Annotated in this window: 15 protein-coding genes; 11 read left to right on the top strand and 4 right to left on the bottom strand. The window is 58.7% G+C overall.

Annotated features, from left to right (window positions below):
- Position 1 precedes the first annotated feature (1 nt).
- Positions 2–814 carry an inositol monophosphatase family protein gene (locus tag ASD46_RS25955; protein WP_060643023.1) on the top strand — a complete coding sequence of 271 codons (813 nt, stop codon included), beginning with the start codon at positions 2–4 and terminating at the stop codon, positions 812–814.
- A gap of 263 nt (positions 815–1,077) precedes the next feature.
- Here ASD46_RS25955 and ASD46_RS25950 read toward each other — a convergent pair whose 3' ends face one another.
- Positions 1,078–2,982: an AI-2E family transporter gene (locus tag ASD46_RS25950; protein WP_060643022.1), complete on the bottom strand. Its 1,905-nt coding sequence runs from the start codon at positions 2,980–2,982 to the stop codon at positions 1,078–1,080.
- Positions 2,983–3,416: 434 nt separating this feature from the next.
- On the opposite strand from ASD46_RS25950, the gene ASD46_RS25945 reads away from it, so the two are divergent.
- On the top strand, positions 3,417–3,836 hold the full coding sequence (locus ASD46_RS25945; protein ID WP_003517171.1) for a DUF4112 domain-containing protein: 420 nt from the start codon (positions 3,417–3,419) through the stop codon (positions 3,834–3,836).
- Between the two features lie 534 nt (positions 3,837–4,370).
- Here ASD46_RS25945 and ASD46_RS25940 read toward each other — a convergent pair.
- Positions 4,371–4,997 carry a GDSL-type esterase/lipase family protein gene (locus ASD46_RS25940; protein WP_003517168.1) on the bottom strand — a complete coding sequence of 209 codons (627 nt, stop codon included), beginning with the start codon at positions 4,995–4,997 and terminating at the stop codon, positions 4,371–4,373.
- 66 nt (positions 4,998–5,063) lie between these two features.
- A complete protein-coding gene (locus ASD46_RS25935) occupies positions 5,064–5,975 on the bottom strand; it encodes a 2-dehydro-3-deoxygalactonokinase (protein ID WP_060643021.1) in 912 nt (303 codons plus the stop codon).
- A 115-nt stretch (positions 5,976–6,090) separates the two neighbouring features.
- Here ASD46_RS25935 and ASD46_RS25930 point away from each other — a divergent pair, with 115 nt between their 5' ends.
- The 9 genes from ASD46_RS25930 (at position 6,091) to ASD46_RS25890 (ending at position 15,802) form a co-directional block, all read left to right on the top strand.
- Complete coding sequence (locus ASD46_RS25930; protein WP_060643020.1) at positions 6,091–6,999, top strand: dihydrodipicolinate synthase family protein; 909 nt, start codon at positions 6,091–6,093, stop codon at positions 6,997–6,999.
- Entirely contained in the window at positions 6,996–8,162 is a 1,167-nt protein-coding gene (locus ASD46_RS25925; protein WP_060643019.1) for a mandelate racemase/muconate lactonizing enzyme family protein, read from the top strand. The genes ASD46_RS25930 and ASD46_RS25925 overlap by 4 nt, the downstream gene beginning before the upstream one ends.
- A gap of 24 nt (positions 8,163–8,186) precedes the next feature.
- On the top strand, positions 8,187–9,458 hold the full coding sequence (locus ASD46_RS25920; RefSeq protein WP_060643018.1) for an ABC transporter substrate-binding protein: 1,272 nt from the start codon (positions 8,187–8,189) through the stop codon (positions 9,456–9,458).
- Positions 9,459–9,525: 67 nt separating this feature from the next.
- Complete coding sequence (locus tag ASD46_RS25915) at positions 9,526–10,452, top strand: carbohydrate ABC transporter permease (protein ID WP_013637453.1); 927 nt, start codon at positions 9,526–9,528, stop codon at positions 10,450–10,452.
- A gap of 10 nt (positions 10,453–10,462) precedes the next feature.
- Positions 10,463–11,293, top strand: a complete 831-nt coding sequence (locus ASD46_RS25910; RefSeq protein WP_003492168.1) for a carbohydrate ABC transporter permease — start codon at positions 10,463–10,465, stop codon at positions 11,291–11,293.
- 2 nt (positions 11,294–11,295) lie between these two features.
- Entirely contained in the window at positions 11,296–12,378 is a 1,083-nt protein-coding gene (locus ASD46_RS25905) for an ABC transporter ATP-binding protein (RefSeq protein WP_013637454.1), read from the top strand.
- Positions 12,375–13,358: an NAD-dependent epimerase/dehydratase family protein gene (locus ASD46_RS25900; protein WP_060643017.1), complete on the top strand. Its 984-nt coding sequence runs from the start codon at positions 12,375–12,377 to the stop codon at positions 13,356–13,358. The genes ASD46_RS25905 and ASD46_RS25900 overlap by 4 nt, the downstream gene beginning before the upstream one ends.
- Positions 13,355–15,037, top strand: a complete 1,683-nt coding sequence (locus tag ASD46_RS25895) for an SMP-30/gluconolactonase/LRE family protein (RefSeq protein ID WP_060643016.1) — start codon at positions 13,355–13,357, stop codon at positions 15,035–15,037. Before ASD46_RS25900 ends, ASD46_RS25895 begins: the two co-directional genes overlap by 4 nt.
- A 3-nt stretch (positions 15,038–15,040) precedes the next feature.
- Entirely contained in the window at positions 15,041–15,802 is a 762-nt protein-coding gene (locus tag ASD46_RS25890; protein WP_060643015.1) for an SDR family NAD(P)-dependent oxidoreductase, read from the top strand.
- Between the two features lie 457 nt (positions 15,803–16,259).
- On the opposite strand, the gene ASD46_RS25885 is transcribed toward ASD46_RS25890, so the two are convergent.
- Positions 16,260–17,066: an AraC family transcriptional regulator gene (locus tag ASD46_RS25885; RefSeq protein WP_051376976.1), complete on the bottom strand. Its 807-nt coding sequence runs from the start codon at positions 17,064–17,066 to the stop codon at positions 16,260–16,262.
- Positions 17,067–17,128: the final 62 nt, after the last annotated feature.

Below are 17,128 nucleotides of genomic sequence, written 5' to 3'. Positions count from 1 at the left end.
GATGGCGGACTTGTCGCTTGACGAACTGATGCAGCTTGCATTGTCCGCCGCACTTGCCGGAGGCGCTGAACTGAAGACGCATTTCGGCGCCATGTCCCGCGATAGTGTTCAACGAAAAGCTTTGGGTGATTATGCGTCCAAGGCCGATCTTGCTGCCGAGGAGGCTATTGCCTCAGTTCTGGCAAGGGCAGGTGATCGCTACGGTTTCGTGGGTGAAGAAACCGGTACGCGCAAGCCAGACGCACGACGCCGCTGGGTGGTAGACCCGCTCGACGGAACCAGCAACTTCATCTGGGGCATTCCCTATTTTGCTGTCAGCATCGCTCTTTGCGACGACGATGGCGAAATACTGGGCGTCGTCCTTGACCCATTGCGGGACGAGATATTCACGGCAGTTCGAGGGCAGGGTGCCCGGATGAACGGTAAGGAGCTGACACGGTTGGAAGAGAAAAAGCCCGAAGAATCCATCATATCTCTATCTATGCCGATCCACGGACAGTTGAAGTCGATGGACCGCAGTAGTTTCTTCCGGGCCCTGGATACCATCACCAACGAGACAGCAGGCATCCGCAGACTCGGCTCGGCCGCACTTGATCTGGCATATGTTGGCGCGGGCAGGCTAAATGGCTATTTCGAAGACGGCCTCAGCCATTACGACTACGCGGCTGGAAAGATCATTGCCCAGGAAGCCGGAGCGCTTGTTACCTCCCTCAATGGCGGTGTTGTAAAGGACGGCGGTTCACTGTTGGCGGGAACGTCATCCATACATCAGTGGCTCAAATCCAAGTTTCAGCAAGGGGCGACTCCAAGCTGAAAGGTCTTACAACCGCAGGCCGCTTTTGATGTCGCAACTGTCAAGCTTTAGGCCTGACTGCTCTTAGTTCGCCGTAGATACCTAGAGACGCGTCCAGAACGTTTTCAATCTTCGTATCGATGCATCGTGCTTTTTCCAGAACACGGGTTTGGGCGGTGATGAGCGTGCGCAAGTCCAGGCGCCGAAGCTTTCGGGTGGTCCTATGCGTTATCAGACGAGATGCGTGCCCCTTGGTAACATCGACAGACTTCTCGTGGCTGCGTTCAGGCAGCCACCGGCGGCACTCGGCGCTGGCGCGCCACTTTTCTCACGGGGCTTTTCAAGGCCACAGGGCCTGTGTCGCTCAGGGCCGACACGACGGCCTGCGTCAGCGAAGCGGCAACGAAGTCGGCGCTTATGTCTTGAGGGTCGATTGGCGCTTCGCGCCCGCTTTCTCCCATCGGCAACAATATGCCGACACGAAGAGAAGGTCTTACACGCTTCAAACGACGGACGATCTGTCGTGCGTGCGATTTCGAGTTCTCATTGAGAAACGTAACGACAACGGTGTCGATATCGTCAGCTACCAGAGCCTTCAAATCTCGCCCTTCAATCCTTGTATAGTCTGCTTGTCTGATCTGTGCACCCTGAACCAAGAGAACTTGCGATAACATCGCAGACGCTGCATCGTCCATGGCCCCTCGGCCTCCCAGGGATAGAATGGATCTGCCTTTACCGTCCGGTAGCGCGATTGTTTCTTTGGTCTCTGGCGCTGAAGTCTGTTCGTCTTCCGACATTCCCTCGTTTTCCTCTTCGCTCGCAATCTCTGCAAGATTTTCAATGAGGGCATGGGCGCTGGAGGCAAGAAGCGCGATCTGAGCCTCTGTCATCACGCCGCGCTGGCGGTCCGCTTCGCCCAGGATCAAGGCAGGAAGACCAACTTTTTCGTAGTAGTCGATGAGATATTCCTCTTCGAGAAACTCTTCGGCGTTGTCAGTGGCTTCGTTGGGGTCGCCGGAGAGCAGCCGCTGGTAAAGCTTTTCCTGCGGTTGGAGGACTGGTTCATTTCCGAGCAGAACGTCCAGAAAACTGAACTCGGGGACATATCTGCCAAGAACGACCAGACACACCGTGAGAGGTGTCGACAGCATTAACCCCAGCGGTCCCCAGAGCCAGGACCAGAAGATTGCGGAGACGATGATCGCCATCGGAGACAAGCCGGTGTGGCTACCATAAAGCCAAGGTTCAACGACGTTATTGCTGATCAGTTCGGTGATGATGAAAAGTGCCGCGACCCACGCGACCAACGACCAGCCGGGAGAGATTGCAAGGGCGAGGAACAGCGGCAACACCATTCCGATAACGGGACCAATATAGGGCACGAAACGCAGAACCAGCGTCAGCAGACCCCATAGAATCGCGTTCGGAATGCCAAGCACCCAAAGCCCAATGGTGATGGGAAAGGCGTAAAGGGCATTTACCACCAATTGCATCAGAAGGTATTTCCCAACCCGTTTTCCAGCGTCCTGCAGCGCTGCCGTCGTGCGATGCAGGTCACCAAGTCCAACCAGCCTGATAAACCTGTCGCGAAGGTCCTCGCGCTCGATCAACATGAAAATCACAAGAACGATGACCAAACCTGCCGTTGCAAACGGGCTGATAAGCGGAAGAATGAAATTGCCAAGTGTCTCGACCGGATGGGATCGCGTGACGATTTCAACGGGCATCGGCTCTCGCATGGTTGGTGCGGTCGACTGCTCGTCCTGACTTTCGACGGCGCGTGTCTGCAACTCGGCGCCGACACGCTCGACAACCTTGCTCAGATGTTCGAGCACACCATTGCCTGATCCGGCTTGGCTGAGCGCCTGAACCTTGGTGACGATATTGCGCTGATATGTCGGGATGTTTTCGGCAAGATTTGTCACCTGCGTGGCGACGACGAAACTGAACAGCGCAATTGCCATGAAGGCTGAGGCGACCGCCAAAATAACGGCGGCAATCTTGGGCACAGAGTGTTTTCGGAGAAAAGAGACAATAGGTGCCAGAGTGAATGTCAGGAGGAGAGCCAAGGCTAATGGCACGAAGATTTCCTGACCCACGTGCAGGATGACCGCGACGCCAATCAGAATGAGAATCGTTCGTCCAGAAAGCCTGGTGTTAGCCAGCGGACCTTGATGAGAAACGGCCATAAGTTTTCCGATGTCGTTTGTTGTTAAAGCGCCAGTGTCCATCAGCAGTCCGCCTTTAGATGCACCGATGAACTCAAAAAATATGTGCCATGTCCGCATCTGCTTTATGAAGATCAGCTTTAACTCGCGAAAGACGTTAAAGATGCAAGGGCGTGCCTCACATCTTTCTCTCGACCTAGCAGTCCTGTAGTAGCGCCAATGTAAGGGAAAATATTTCTTAAAAATTACTGTGGCCTATCGGAATCGAAAAAGGGGTGTAGGGGCTGAGCGATGAAGGGCGATTGGTGCTGTCACATAGGCAGGATCGAGGCGATTGAGCGTAACTGGTTCGGTTTCAATGGATGGAGATAGCTTGCGCAACGCTCTTGAACGCAACTCTCCACATCCCCATTCATATTAGGCTGAGGCATATCTCTTTTATGGAGCACGATTGTATGACAGCGAGAACGTGGAACGCCCACGGCACATCGGACGACTTCGTGGATAGTGCTGAGCGGCTCCGCCGTCTGCGGCGGCTGTCGGGCATCGCTCGTATGATGGACACAGCGATCCGCATTCCTGGCACGGGAATCCGTTTTGGTGCAGATTCCATCATGGGTTTGCTGCCACTGATTGGTGATGGTGCGGGTGCTATTGTCGGCCTGTATATCGTCAATGAAGCGCGCCGCCTTGGTGTGCCGCAGGAAAAGCTTGCGCGAATGGTTGGCAACATCGCCATGGATGCTCTTGTAGGAAGTGTTCCTGTCTTCGGTGATCTGTTTGATATTTATTTCAAATCGCACCGCCGTAACGTCGATATGATCATCCAGCACTTTGGCATCCATGGCGACGAGTTGCGGCGGAAGCGCAAATAAGCCTCGACGATGGCCCGAAAAATCCTGGCGGCGGTTCTGGAATCGCAGTCGAGGTGTACCGTTTCCTCATCGGTGGTCGAGACTGCGTCTTTCAGCCTGTGCGCACATTGTTGGCTGTCGCCTAGGGCGGGTAGGCTCAACTAAGATCCTTCAGTGCCGGATAGAGGCCGCCCTGGCGGACGGAGTCGTCCCTGTTTCGCCGGGCTCAGCCGGCTTTCCTGCGCGCTCGCAATCCACGCGGTGGCTGTCAAAACACCAATCCCAAATCTGGACGCTGCTGAGCGCGCCGATATGCCATCCCGTGACGCAGCTAGAACGCGGCTACGCAGACCGTCGTTGAAAGCTCAGGCCATGTTGCTTGCGACCAAATCACCAATCGGAGCGCTGGAATCAGAATTCCGCCAGTAAGGGGGGCCTAAACGCGATTCCGCGTTCAACGGACGTGATCTATAAATCCAATGGAAATAAGCCTGTGAACAATGCTGGGGACAGTTCGGCTCCTTTCAAGAGCCAAAGATAAAGATACCGCTTGTCTCAGTTCAACAGACCTAACTTTTTTCTAAGTGCTTCCGACCAGACCGCGTAGCCTGCCGCATTCAGGTGAACCAGATCGGGTAAATAATAACGGAACATCGGCAGGCCATTTTCACCAATGAGGCCGGCGTTCGGATCAAGCCATGTCGTGTGTTCGCGGCCGTTGCACCAGTCGCGCGCCGTCTGGTTGAAGAGATCGAATTCATGGCGGTATATCCAGCGCGCCGGACTGTGCTTGATCGCCAGAACAAAGACGTCCGCCTGCGGTAGCGCTCGAGAGATGCGATCGCGCAAATCCCGCAGGTGCCCAAGCGTCGTCTGCGCCTTGAGGCCGTCGCTGGCAATATCGTTTTCGCCGAAATAAAGCACCACTCTACCTGGCTTCAAGGGAACCAGGAGCCGGTCGAGGTAGTGGCTGGCAGAGAGGTAAGTGCCACCGCCAAATCCCAGATTGACGATATCCAGCGAGCCGAGATCCTCGGTGACGGAGCTCCAGATTCGAAACGAGGATGAGCCATACAAGGCGATCGGATTGTCTGGAAGGCCGATGCGCTGAATGCGGGCCAGAACGGCAATGATATCATTTTCGTGGCGGCTGGTGCCGATATTGGCTGGGAAGTCGTACATGATTGGCCCTAAAGATTGTCTTGAAAGCCGGATGCCGCCATTTCGGCAACCGGCGATCGGCAAGGGTTATAAAAGCGCTTGCTGCAGGACAGTCAGAGCGCCTTTTGTGAGGGCGTCATCCGCACCCATGGATGTCTTGAGCCCGAACACATCGGCGGCAACCAGATAGAGATCGTTCAGCCCGTCATTGCCGACGATAGCTGCCTCGTCTCCTTCCGCATACCATCCGGCCTCGCGGGCTTGCCGAAACTCCTGCCCGATGACCAGTCCTCGCACATAGGATCGCAACTGATCCGGCGAAAGCCGGCCCGCAAGCCCGCCGGTTCGCGCCGAAAACAGCAGCGACAGCATGGCGGCCGATCGTTTTGCCTCTGTCAGACCCCAGCGATAGGCCTCCTGATCATCGACCGGCGGCTGCGTGGAACCGCGCGCGATGAAGGAGTGATTGATAAGCAGGTTGAAGATTTCACCAGTGACGAATGTCTGGAAGCCATCGATCCGTTTCGCCTTCACCCGCGCCCATTTGCTGTGTGTTCCAGGGATGATGAGGGTGGCGTCTTCGCCTAGGCCGTGGCCGACGATCTGGGTTTCTTCGCCACGCATCACGTCCGGGAAGGGCTGGCGGGCGGGGTCGGTCAGACCGGGCAGGAAGACGAGATCGGACCCGTTCGGCAGCGAACTGCGCACCGTGCCGGCGGCAAGTTCCGCCGGGCCGGCCGGGCACGGCACATAAGCGACCTCGACCCAGCCGTTGCGGCTGGTGATCATTCCGAGTGCGGCGACGGGCAGTGCCCCATGGCTTGAGAACCAGGGTGAGAGTGCATCCATCAGCGCCGCCTCGTGGTCACCCTCACCAAGGCTCGAAATACCGTCGGCGGTTTCCAGATGGTCGAGTTCTTCGCCGCCTTCATCAACGAGCGCCGCCCTCAATGATGTCGTTCCCCAATCAACGATGATCGATGTCGCCGGTGCTGCCATGTCTTGAACCTCCTCGTTCATTTCATCTTGGGGCTTGTCATAGGTCGCAAGTCTATATAGTGTCAATTAGTGAATTCAAGGTATCAAAATATGATACTTAATCGGGAGGAGAAAGATGGTGGCTGGCCTTAAGGGGATTTTGCCTGTTCTGCCTACGCCGTTTCTGGCTGATGGCGGCATTGACGAAGCGGGTATGAAGCGACTGGTGGTCTTTGCGCTCGACAAGGGCGTCGATGGTGTCGTGTTTCCCGGTTTCGCCAGCGAGGTGGAGACTTTGAATGCCGCCGAGCGTGCGGCGTTGCTGAAAATTGTCGTCGATGTGGTGGCCGGGCGGGTGCCGGTCGTGGCCGGGGCAAGTGCGGCCGACTGGCGTGATGTGGTTGAGCACGGGCGGGCGGCATCGGCGCTTGGCATCCGCCACCTGATGGTGCAGGTGCCCAAGTCGGTCGGCACGGATGCGCCGGCGCTGATCGAATTCCTCGGCAGGATCCTCGAGGCGCTGCCCGAAGTTGAAATCATTCTGCAGAACGCGCCCGCGCCGCGCGGCTCCGACCTTTCGCCGCAGGCGATCGTGGAGATCGTGCGGGCGTTGCCGCAGGTGACCTATGTCAAGGAAGAGACGCTTCCTGCCGGCCCGGCCATCAGCCACATCGTCGCCCATGCGCCTTCGACATTGAAGGGCGTCATCGGTGGGGGCGGCGCGCGTTACATTCTCGACGAATATGCCCGAGGTGCTACGGCGGCAATGCCGGCGCTGGAGATCGCCGAGGAACATGTTGCCATCGACCGTGCGCTTGTTGCGGGGCGGCAGGAGGAGGCTCGTCGGATTTATGTGCGCACCCTGCCTCTTCTGGTGCTGCAGGCGGTCTATCGCATGCGGCTGACCAAATATGTGTTGGCCCGTCGCGGCGTGATCGAAGGCGTCGGTGTGCGTGCGCCGACACCCGAGCTTGATGCGGCGGCCATTGCCGATATCGACGCCAATCTGGTCGAACTTGGCCTCGTTGCCGTGGAGGCCGCATGAACAGGCCCATCGCAAGCGTCGAAGTCTTCACCCTGACCCAGCCGCGCAAGGTGCCTTATCTCGGCGCCTTGCGTGAAGGTGAGGTGGTCAATCCCAACGGCTATATCGTGCGCAAGGGAAATCGCACGGTTTACCCGACCTTCGACCGCAGCGTGCTGGTGCGCATGACGACCGAGGCCGGTGTTGTTGGTTGGGGTGAGACCTATGGTATCGTCGCCCCCGGCGCGGTCGGCGCTCTCATCAACGATCTTCTCGCCGGTTTCGTGATCGGCCGCGATGCTTCGAACCCTTCGGCGATCTATGACGACCTTTACGACATGATGCGGGTGCGCGGTTATACCGGCGGCTTCTACGTGGATGCGCTCGCCGCGCTCGATATTGCGCTATGGGATATTGCCGGACAGGAAGCCGGCAAGTCCGTTCGCGACCTGCTCGGCGGCGGCGTGGATACGTTTCCGGCCTATGTTTCAGGCCTGCCTGAAAAGACGCTCAAGGCCCGCGGGGAATTGGCGAAATACTGGCAGGACCGCGGTTTCAACGCCTTCAAGTTCGCAACGCCGGTGGCAGACGATGGCCCGGCGGCCGAAATGGCGAATCTCCGGAAGGTGCTTGGACCCGATGCAAAGATCGCCGCCGACATGCACTGGAACCAGACGCCGGAACAGGCGCTGGAACTGATTGCCGAAATGCAGCCCTTCGACCCTTGGTTCGCAGAGGCTCCGGTCTGGACGGAGGACATTGCCGGTCTGGAGAAGGTTTCGAAGAATACCGAAGTGCCGATTGCAGTTGGTGAGGAATGGCGCACCCATTGGGATATGCGCGCCCGCGTCGAGCGCTGCCGCATTGCGATCGTCCAGCCGGAAATGGGCCATAAGGGTATCACCAATTTCATCCGTATCGGTGCTCTTGCTTCCGAGCACGGCATCGATGTCATCCCGCACGCCACCGTTGGCGCCGGCATATTTCTTGCCGCCAGCCTGCAGGCGTCGTCGACATTGCCAACGCTCAAAGGTCACGAATTCCAGCATTCGATCTTCGAGCCGAACCGTCACCTGCTGGAAGGCGACATGGATTGCCGGGAGGGCAGGTATCACCTGCCGTCCGGACCCGGACTTGGGGTAAGGCCGTCGGAGGCGGCACTCGGTCTGATTGAACGTATCTGAACTGGTTTTTTGGAGGAGGAAGCCATGAACAAAACAATAAGCCGATTGGCGCTCGGCACCGCGACCGCCGTTTTGATGACAATGGGCAGCCTTGCCCCGGCCAGGGCCGATACCGTTCTGAAATTCATTTCCTGGCAGACGGACGATGCCGGCACAGGCGAATGGTGGCATTCGGCCATTGCCGCCTTCGAAAAACAGCATCCGGGCGTGAAGATCGAATTCACCAAGGCCGAGCGCAGCTCCTATGCCGACACGATGACGACGCTTTTTGCGGCCAACCAGCCGCCGCAGATCGTGCATCTCGCTTCCTTCGAGTTTCAAATGTTTGCCGATAGCGGCTGGCTCGAGCCGCTCGACCCGTGGCTGAAGAAGGACGGCATCGACATGACGGGCTGGGCCGGCCAGCAGAAATGCGAATGGAATGGCGAAACCGTCTGCATCATGACCAACTATTTCGGTTTCGTCATGGCCTACAACAAGAAGCTTCTCGAAGAAGCGGGCGTCGCGGTTCCGAAGACCTATGACGAGTTTCTGGCCGCGGCAAAAGCGACGACCAAGGATTTGAACGGCGACGGCATTATCGACCAGTTCGGCACAGGCCATGAAACGAAAGGCGGTCCGGGTCAATATCTGACGGAGATGCTGAACTACATCCTCGACGCTGGCGCCTACTGGACCGACAAGGACGGCAATATCACCATCGATACGCCGCAGATGGTGGAGGGTCTTTCACGCTGGAAAACCGTGATGAAGAGCGGGATCAGCCCGGTCGACATGAGCGCCAGCGACGTGCGCAAGCTGTTTGCCGATGGCAAGATGGCGATGCGGCTTGATGGGCCCTGGCTTTACGGTACGACCGAAAAGGGTTCGGCCAAGGCTGATATCGTTTACGCCGCCCCGCCGCTTCATCCGCCGCTTGGCGGTTCGTCCAATGTACTCGCCATGCCGGCCGATATTCCCGACGACCAGAAGGCATTGGTCTGGGATTTCATCAAGCTGACGATGTCACCGGAATTCCAGCGTAGCTATGCCACCCTTGGAGGCAACACCCCGCCAAGCCCGAAGGCCGACGTCTCGGGTGTTGAAAAGACCATCCCGCATTTTCCGGTGCTGATCGAGACGATGAAGGCCGCGTCCGAGGCGGGGATCGACCGCATTCCGACCGGACTTGAGCTCTTCTACAACGAGTTCAGCAAGATGGTGATGGAAGAAAGCCAGCGGATGATCATTCAGGATCTCGATCCGGCGGCGGTGGCGGAAACCATGCAGGCAAAGGCCGAAGCCATCAAGGGTTGATCCCGTTGTCTTGCCATGGCCCGGAAAGGGCCATGGCCATCATCCGCATCCGGCAGGAGGACCATCCATGACCGAACCCGTTCGGGCTGGGCGTCGCAAGTTCTTCGATCTTGCGCGCCCCAGCCGGCAACATCTCCTCGGCTATATTCTGATTGCGCCCGCAGTCCTGATGGTTGCCGCCATCATCGTCTGGCCGCTCGTTTTGGCCATCGACCTGTCGTTCCAGCAGGTCAAGATACCACGGCTTGGCGGTGCCAGCCGGCCGTTTTCGCTAAGCAATTACACATGGTTGTTCTCCTCGCCGGAATTCTGGCTGGCCTGCTGGGTGACGCTAAAGCTGGTTATCGTCGTAACCGCCGGCAGCGTCGCAGTCGGCCTCAGCACGGCGCTTCTGGCCAACAACCGTTTCAAGGGTCGCACCGTCGCGCGGCTGGGAATGGCGCTGCCCTGGGCGGTGCCGGAAATCATCGCGGTCGTCATCTTTGCGTGGATGTTCGACACCTCCTTCGGCCTGTTCGGCTGGCTGGCGATCAAGCTTGGTTTCACCGACCAGATGATCCCCTGGGTCAGCAGTTCCACGGCCGCCTTCTGGGCCGTTGCCATCACCATGGTGTGGAAGGGCTTTCCTTTCGTGTCGATCATGTGTCTGGCCGGTCTGCAGTCCATTCCCACCGATTATTACGCCGCCGCCAAGGTAGATGGCGCCAGCGTCTGGCAGCGTTTCCGCTGGATCACCATGCCTTTGCTGATGCCGGTTCTCGGGGTCACGCTGGTGCTGACCCTGCTTTGGGTGTTCCGCGACTTTTCCATCATCAAGGTTCTGACCGGTGGCGGCCCGCTGCGTTCAACCCAGACGCTATCGATCATGACCTACGACCAGGCCTTCCAGTATCACAACTTCGGTCGCGCCGCCGCCGTCGGCGTGCTGACGCTGGTGATCTGCATCATTGCCAGCCTGCTGATGCTCGGCCGGCGCTCGAAATCAATCTACTGAGGAGGCTTTGATGAAACGTAGCTTTGCACAGAGCCTTGCCCTCTACGCGACTGTGATCTTTACGCTGGTGATGATCCTGTTCCCGGTCTACTGGCTGCTGGTTACCGCCCTTTCCACCACCGACGAACTCTACCGCCTGCCACCGACTTTCTGGCCGGACGATCCGCAATGGGACATTTTTGCCCGTGTCTGGGCGGCAAAACCGATCCTTCTGTGGCTGTGGAATTCGATGCTTGCCGCTGTCGGCTCGGTTGCGCTGTCGATGCTGGTTTCGGTCAGCGCCGGATACGCCCTGTCCCGCTATTCGATGCGGGGCGGCGCTACCATGGGAATGTTCGTTCTCACAGCCAAGATGCTGCCCGCCACGCTACTCGTTATCCCGCTATTTTCGATCTTTTCGAGCTTCGGTTTGATCGGTAGTCTATGGACGCTTGTGCTTGCACATTCGACCATGATCATTCCCTTCGCAACCTGGATGCTGAAGGGTTATTTCGACACGATCCCGAAGGAACTGGAACAGGCTGCCATGGTCGACGGCTGCTCGCCGATCGGCGCCATGGTGCGTGTCGTGCTTCCCATCGCAACACCGGGGCTTGCCGCCACCGCGCTTTACGCCTTTGTGCTCAGCTGGGCCGATTACGCCTATGCGCGCACCTTTCTGGTCAACTCGCCGGACAACTGGACCGCCAATCTCGGCATCACCACGATGCAGGGCGAATATGTCACCTATTGGAACGACATCTCCGCCGCATCGGTGTTCATCGCGCTGCCGATCATCGCAATCTATCTGTTCCTTGAACGTTATTTGGTCGGCGGTTTGACCGCTGGCGCGGAGAAATAAGCATGGCCAATATTTCCATTCGCAACGTCAGCAAGTCCTATGGCGCGCTCAACGTGCTCAGGCCCTTTTCGCTTGAGATCGAGAACGGCGAGTTCGTGGTGCTGGTCGGACCTTCCGGTTGCGGCAAGTCGACGATGTTGAAAATCCTTGCTGGTCTCGAACCGGCAAGCGAAGGGCAGATCTTCATCGGCGACAATGAAGTCACGGATCTGGCGCCCGGGGACCGCGATATAGCCATGGTGTTTCAGAATTATGCGCTCTATCCGCATCTGACGGTTCGCCAGAACATCGGCTTCGGGCTGAAGATGCGCGGCACGGACCGGCATGAGATTGACCGCCGGGTCGACGATGCGGCGCGCATTCTGGAAGTGACGCCCTATCTGGATCGTAAGCCCAAGGATCTGTCAGGCGGTCAGCGGCAGCGCGTCGCGCTTGGTCGCGCCATCGTGCGCCAGCCGCAAGCCTTCCTCATGGACGAGCCGCTGTCCAACCTCGATGCCAAGCTGCGTGTCCATATGCGTGCCGAAATCGGCGCTTTGCACAAACGCATCGGGGTCACTACCGTTTACGTGACCCATGACCAGGTCGAAGCCATGACCATGGCGGACCGGGTAGTGATCATGCAGGGCGGCATCATCCAGCAGATTGCCGCACCGGACGAGCTGTTCAACAACCCGGCCAATCTTTTCGTTGCCGGTTTCATCGGCTCGCCGGGCATGAACTTCCTCAATGCGCAACTGCGTGACGGCACTGTTACCCTGTTTGGACAACATGTTTCCGTGCCGGGCGCGGCTGATCGCCAAGGCAGCGTGATCGTCGGTCTGCGGCCGGAACATCTCGTTCTCGGCGATGCTCCTGTCACCTTCGATGTTCACCCGACGCTGGTGGAAAGCCTCGGATCCGAAAAATACGTCTATTTCGACGCGGAAGGCGCAAGGGTGGCCGATGGCGAGGAGGGCAAGTCCAAGGGTCTGATCGCGCGCGTCTCGCATACCGGCAATCTTCCTGGAAACGAGGCACTCCGGCTCGGGTTCGATCCGGCCAAGCTTTATCTCTTCGATGCAAAGACCGGAGAACGGCTATGATCCTCGTCACCGGATCGGCGGGCCGTGTCGGTCGTGCCGCTGTCGCCACCTTGCGCGCACAGGGCCGCACCGTTCGCGGTTTTGATCTCAGGCCATCGGGAACCGGCGGCGAGGAAGTCGTCGGGTCGCTGGAGGATGCGCAGGCACTGTCCGAAGCTATCAAGGGCGTGAGCGCCGTCCTGCATCTGGGAGCCTTCATGTCCTGGGCTCCGGCGGATCGCGATCGTATGTTCGCTGTCAATGTCGAGGGTACGCGCCGGCTTCTGGATGCCGCTTCAGCATCTGGCCTGCGGCGTTTCGTGTTCGCTTCCTCAGGCGAGGTCTATCCGGAAAACCGACCGGAATTCCTGCCGGTCACCGAGGATCATCCGCTTTGCCCCAATTCGCCCTATGGCCTGACCAAGCTTTTGGGCGAAGAGCTGGTGCGCTTTCACCAGCGAAGCGGCACCATGGAAACGGTGATCCTGCGGTTTTCGCATACGCAGGATGCGGCGGAACTGCTGGACGAAGAGAGTTTCTTTTCCGGTCCCCGGTTTTTCCTGCGGCCGCGCATCCGTCAGCAGCAGAATTTCGGAAACACCGTCATCGCCGAATTGCTCCAGTCTCGCGATATCGACGAACCCGCGCACATTCTGGCGCGCAACGAAAACGGCCGGCCGTTCCGCATGCATATAACCGAGACACGAGATATGGTGGCAGGAATTCTGCTCGCTCTCGATCACCCCGAGGCGGCGGGCGGCATCTTCAATCTCGGCGCGGATGAACCCGCCGATTTCGCCGTGCTTCTGCCGAAGATTGCGGCGCTGACCGGCCTTCCCATCGTGACAGTCGATTTTCCCGGCGACGGCGTTTATTACCATACGTCCAACGAGCGGATCAGAAACACTTTGGGGTTTGAAGCAGAATGGACGATGGACCGGATGCTGGACGAAGCGGCGGCCGCAAGGCTGGGGCGACTCGCGAAGGAGCAGAGGCGATGAAGCCCGAGACCCCGGGCGGCACGGCGGCGCTGGCCAAGGGGCTAACCCTGCTCGATATGGTTGCCGACGCGCCGGAACCGCTACGTTTTGCCGAGTTGTTGCGCGCCTCCGGCCTGCCGAAGCCCACCTTTGCACGCATCCTGCGCACCCTTATCGCCTATGGTCTCGTCCGTCAGGATGCGGCCCGGGGCACTTATGTTTTGGGCCAGCGTTTTCTGGAAATGTCCCATAGGGTCTGGGAGAGTTTCGATCTCGTCTCGGCGGCAACCCCGGAACTCGAGCGGCTGGCGGCCGAACTGGGGGAAACGGTTGCGCTGTGCCGGCTTGACGGCACGATGACGCAATATCTGGCCGAACGTTCGCCGAATGGCCTTTCTGTGCGCGTCGAGGTGGGGCGCCGCGTCCCCCTGCATTGCACAGCACCCGGCAAGGCACTGCTCGCCTTTCAGGACCCCGCCGTCGGCCGCGCCCTCTTGGACCGTCTGACGCTGGATGTGCAGACCCCGAAAACCATCACCACGCTCGATGCGCTCCAGGCCGACCTGACGTTGACCCGGGCACGTGGTTATTCGATTTCTTATGAGGAGCACTTGCCAGGTGTAAATTCGGCAGCCGCGCCTGTCATGGGTCGCGACAATACGCCGATCGGCGTGCTTGTTGCGCTTGGCCCATCATCGCGGCTCAGTTCCTCAAATATCCATCCAGCCGGGCGCGAATTGATTGCTGCCGCCCGCCGTATCACGGGTGCGGCTGGAGCTGTCGCCATTAGTTCCAGGCCCAGGCCCCGGTCTGTCACCGGCCGTCCGAGTGCCGAGCTGAGTTGCGTCTTGCCGTGGGGCGCACAGCTTGGCGAGAGTCCAGTGTGGCACGATGGCGAAAATACGCTCTACTGGGTCGATATTCTTCATCCCGCTGTCCACCGGTTTGATCCAGCAAGTGGCCGGAACGAAACCTGCGAGACCGGGAAGTTGGTCAGCGCGGTCATTCCGGTTCGCGGTGGGCGTCTGCTGGTGGCGTCTCAGGATGGGATCGAATGGCTGGATTTTGCATCAGGTCGCCTCACACCCTTCGTCAGCCCGGAGGCAGGCATCGTCGACAACCGCTTGAATGATGCCAAATGCGGGCCTGACGGTGCGATATGGGTGGGATCGATGAGGATTGACGCCTCCAAGCCCACGGGTGCGCTTTATCGTATCAGCACCGATGGCGCATTCGAACGCAAGGAAGGCGGCATCATCGTCTCCAACGGCCTCGGCTGGAGCGCGGATGGGAAAACCTTCTACTTTGTTGACACGGTACCTGGCCTCATCCACGCCTATGATTGCGATCCCGCGACCGGAACGCTGTCGGGATGCCGCGAATTCGCACGCATTCCCGTCGCTGACGGCCGGCCGGACGGTCTTGCGGTGGACGCGGAAGGAGGGGTCTGGTGTGCGATCTGGGATGGCTGGTCCGTGCGCCGTTATCTTCCAAACGGGAAGCTCGACCAGGTAATTGAGATGCCGGTGCCCCGTCCCACCAGCATCGCCTTTGGTGGCCCGGATCTGTCGACGCTGTTCATCACCAGCGCCCGCACTCGCCTGCCGGCCTCGACACTCGCCGACGCGCCTCTGTCAGGTGGTCTGTTTTCCTGCCGCCCGGGAGTTTCCGGTGCGCACGTCTCATTGTTCGAAGGATAAAGGATGAACCTTGAAAACATCTTTGGCCTGAAGGGCCGCGTGGCGCTCGTTACCGGTTCAAGCCGTGGGATAGGGGCGGCGATTGCAGAAGGGCTGGCTGGGGCAGGTGCCCATGTCATCCTGCATGGCGTCAAGCCGGGCGCTACAGCGGCTGTACATGAGCGGATTGTTACGCACGGGGGAACGGCGGATCATCTGGCAGGCGATCTCTCCGAAGTCGGGGCTGGTCGGGATCTTATCGAGCGAGCAGAGGCGATCGCACCACTCGATATCCTTGTTATCAACGCCAGTGCCCAGATCAATGCCACTCTATCGGCGCTGACGCCAGGTGATCTGGCGTTTCAACTGGCGGTCAATCTGGGCTCGACGGTCGACATGCTACAGACGGCACTGCCGCGAATGTCGGCTCGGAAATGGGGCAGGATCGTCTCCATAGGATCAGTCAATCAGCTAAGGCCCAAAAGCATCGTTACCGCCTATGCGGCGACGAAGGCCGCACAGCACAATTTAATTCAAAGTCAGGCTAGAGATTATGCCCGCGACAACGTGTTGCTCAATACTCTCGCTCCCGGCCTCATCGATACGGACCGCAACGCTCACCGCCGCGTCGAGGATCCGGAGGGCTGGAATGAATATGTAAGCGCACTGAACTGGATGGGGCGGGCCGGACGACCGGAAGAGATGGTGGGGGCAGCTGTCTTTCTGGCGTCGGAGGCATGTAGTTTCATGACGGGCGAAACGATTTTTCTTACCGGAGGTTATTGAGCGGGCGGATATTGAAAAAATGCAAAACGTCCCGAACGCAGGTGTCGGCCCAGCAACTTTTGTGGTGATCGTCTGGAGAGGTCGTCATTCGAAAAACCAGCGCCGATAATGCGGCGATTGTGCGGGCCTGGCTTCGACGTTGTCATCACGGAGCTGCCGCATACTATCATCCACTCATGCGTCTGCTTGATTTGCCGAACTTCATCCTGACGCCGTATGTGGCGTGGGTAAGAAGCGCAGCGGTCCAGTCGCTGGTCGATCAGCTGATCGACAATGTCGAGGCGTTCTAGCGCGCCCTTCGTTTGACCGTTATAGCTTCTCATGTAATCGAGAAATGCGCGCATGGCGGCACGTGGGAGGCGGGTCGTAAAAACCATTGCGGTAGGAGAGTGTCCATTGGGAGGAAGCTCCGCCAGCCGGCCGATTTCCTTTCAGGTGTCGCTGTACCTTCTAACGTTCAGCGGTCGAAGTTTCCCAGATATCGGGCAGGTGATGTGCCAAGCGCTTTCTTGAACATGGTTATGAATGCAGAGACGGATTGATATCCAAGATCCCCCGAAACCTGCTGCACCGTTGCCCCCGCTGCAAGGCTTCGGATTGCGACAATCACCTGCAATTGTTGTCGCCAGCGGCCGAAGGTAAGGCCCGTTTCGCTTTGAACGAGACGGGCGAGCGAATTCTCACTCATCGCCACTCGTTTTGCCCATTGCGCCATCGTACTGCGATTGGATGGATCGTCTGCCAGCTCGGATGCGATGCGTGCAAGCCGGGGCTCGTCCGTCAGCGGGAGGTGAAGATGCTCGACCGGCATCCGCGACAATGCCGACAGAAGCAGCGTTTCCATGAGCTCTAAGTCAGCAGTCGCGGCAGCCGATTGGTCGGCCATCTCGATGATCAGTTCCCTGACGAGCGGAGACAGGGAAAGCGTGCAGCACCGGTTCGGCAGATCGGCAGCCCCCGGCTCGATGAACAGGAAGAACAAACGTGCGTTGGCGGTGGCCACATTGCTGTGAAGCATGCCCCCTGGAACCCAGACGCCACAATGAGGCGGAACCATCCACATGCCGCTTGGGACGCGACAAGTCACGCCTCCCAGCAGCGGCATGACAAGCTGGCCCTTACGGTGCTGGTGTTCGGGAGCCTCGCGTTCATTCTGAGACACGTCGATCCTCACAGCGCGAACGCGCGATGAAGAGCTTTCGACATCATGGTCGGCGAGGGCACCGGACAGGGATAGTGGTGGCTGGAGGTATTTAGTGATCATTAGAGGGAATATCTAAATTCGTCCGATCGGTTTGTCGATAGGGTCATCTCGCAAGAAGCTGG

Origin of the sequence: Rhizobium sp. Root491 (genome assembly GCF_001427205.1) — a bacterium.
Taxonomy (GTDB): Bacteria; Pseudomonadota; Alphaproteobacteria; order Rhizobiales; family Rhizobiaceae; genus Agrobacterium; species Agrobacterium tumefaciens.
This window is presented reverse-complemented; position numbering and strand designations above follow the sequence as displayed.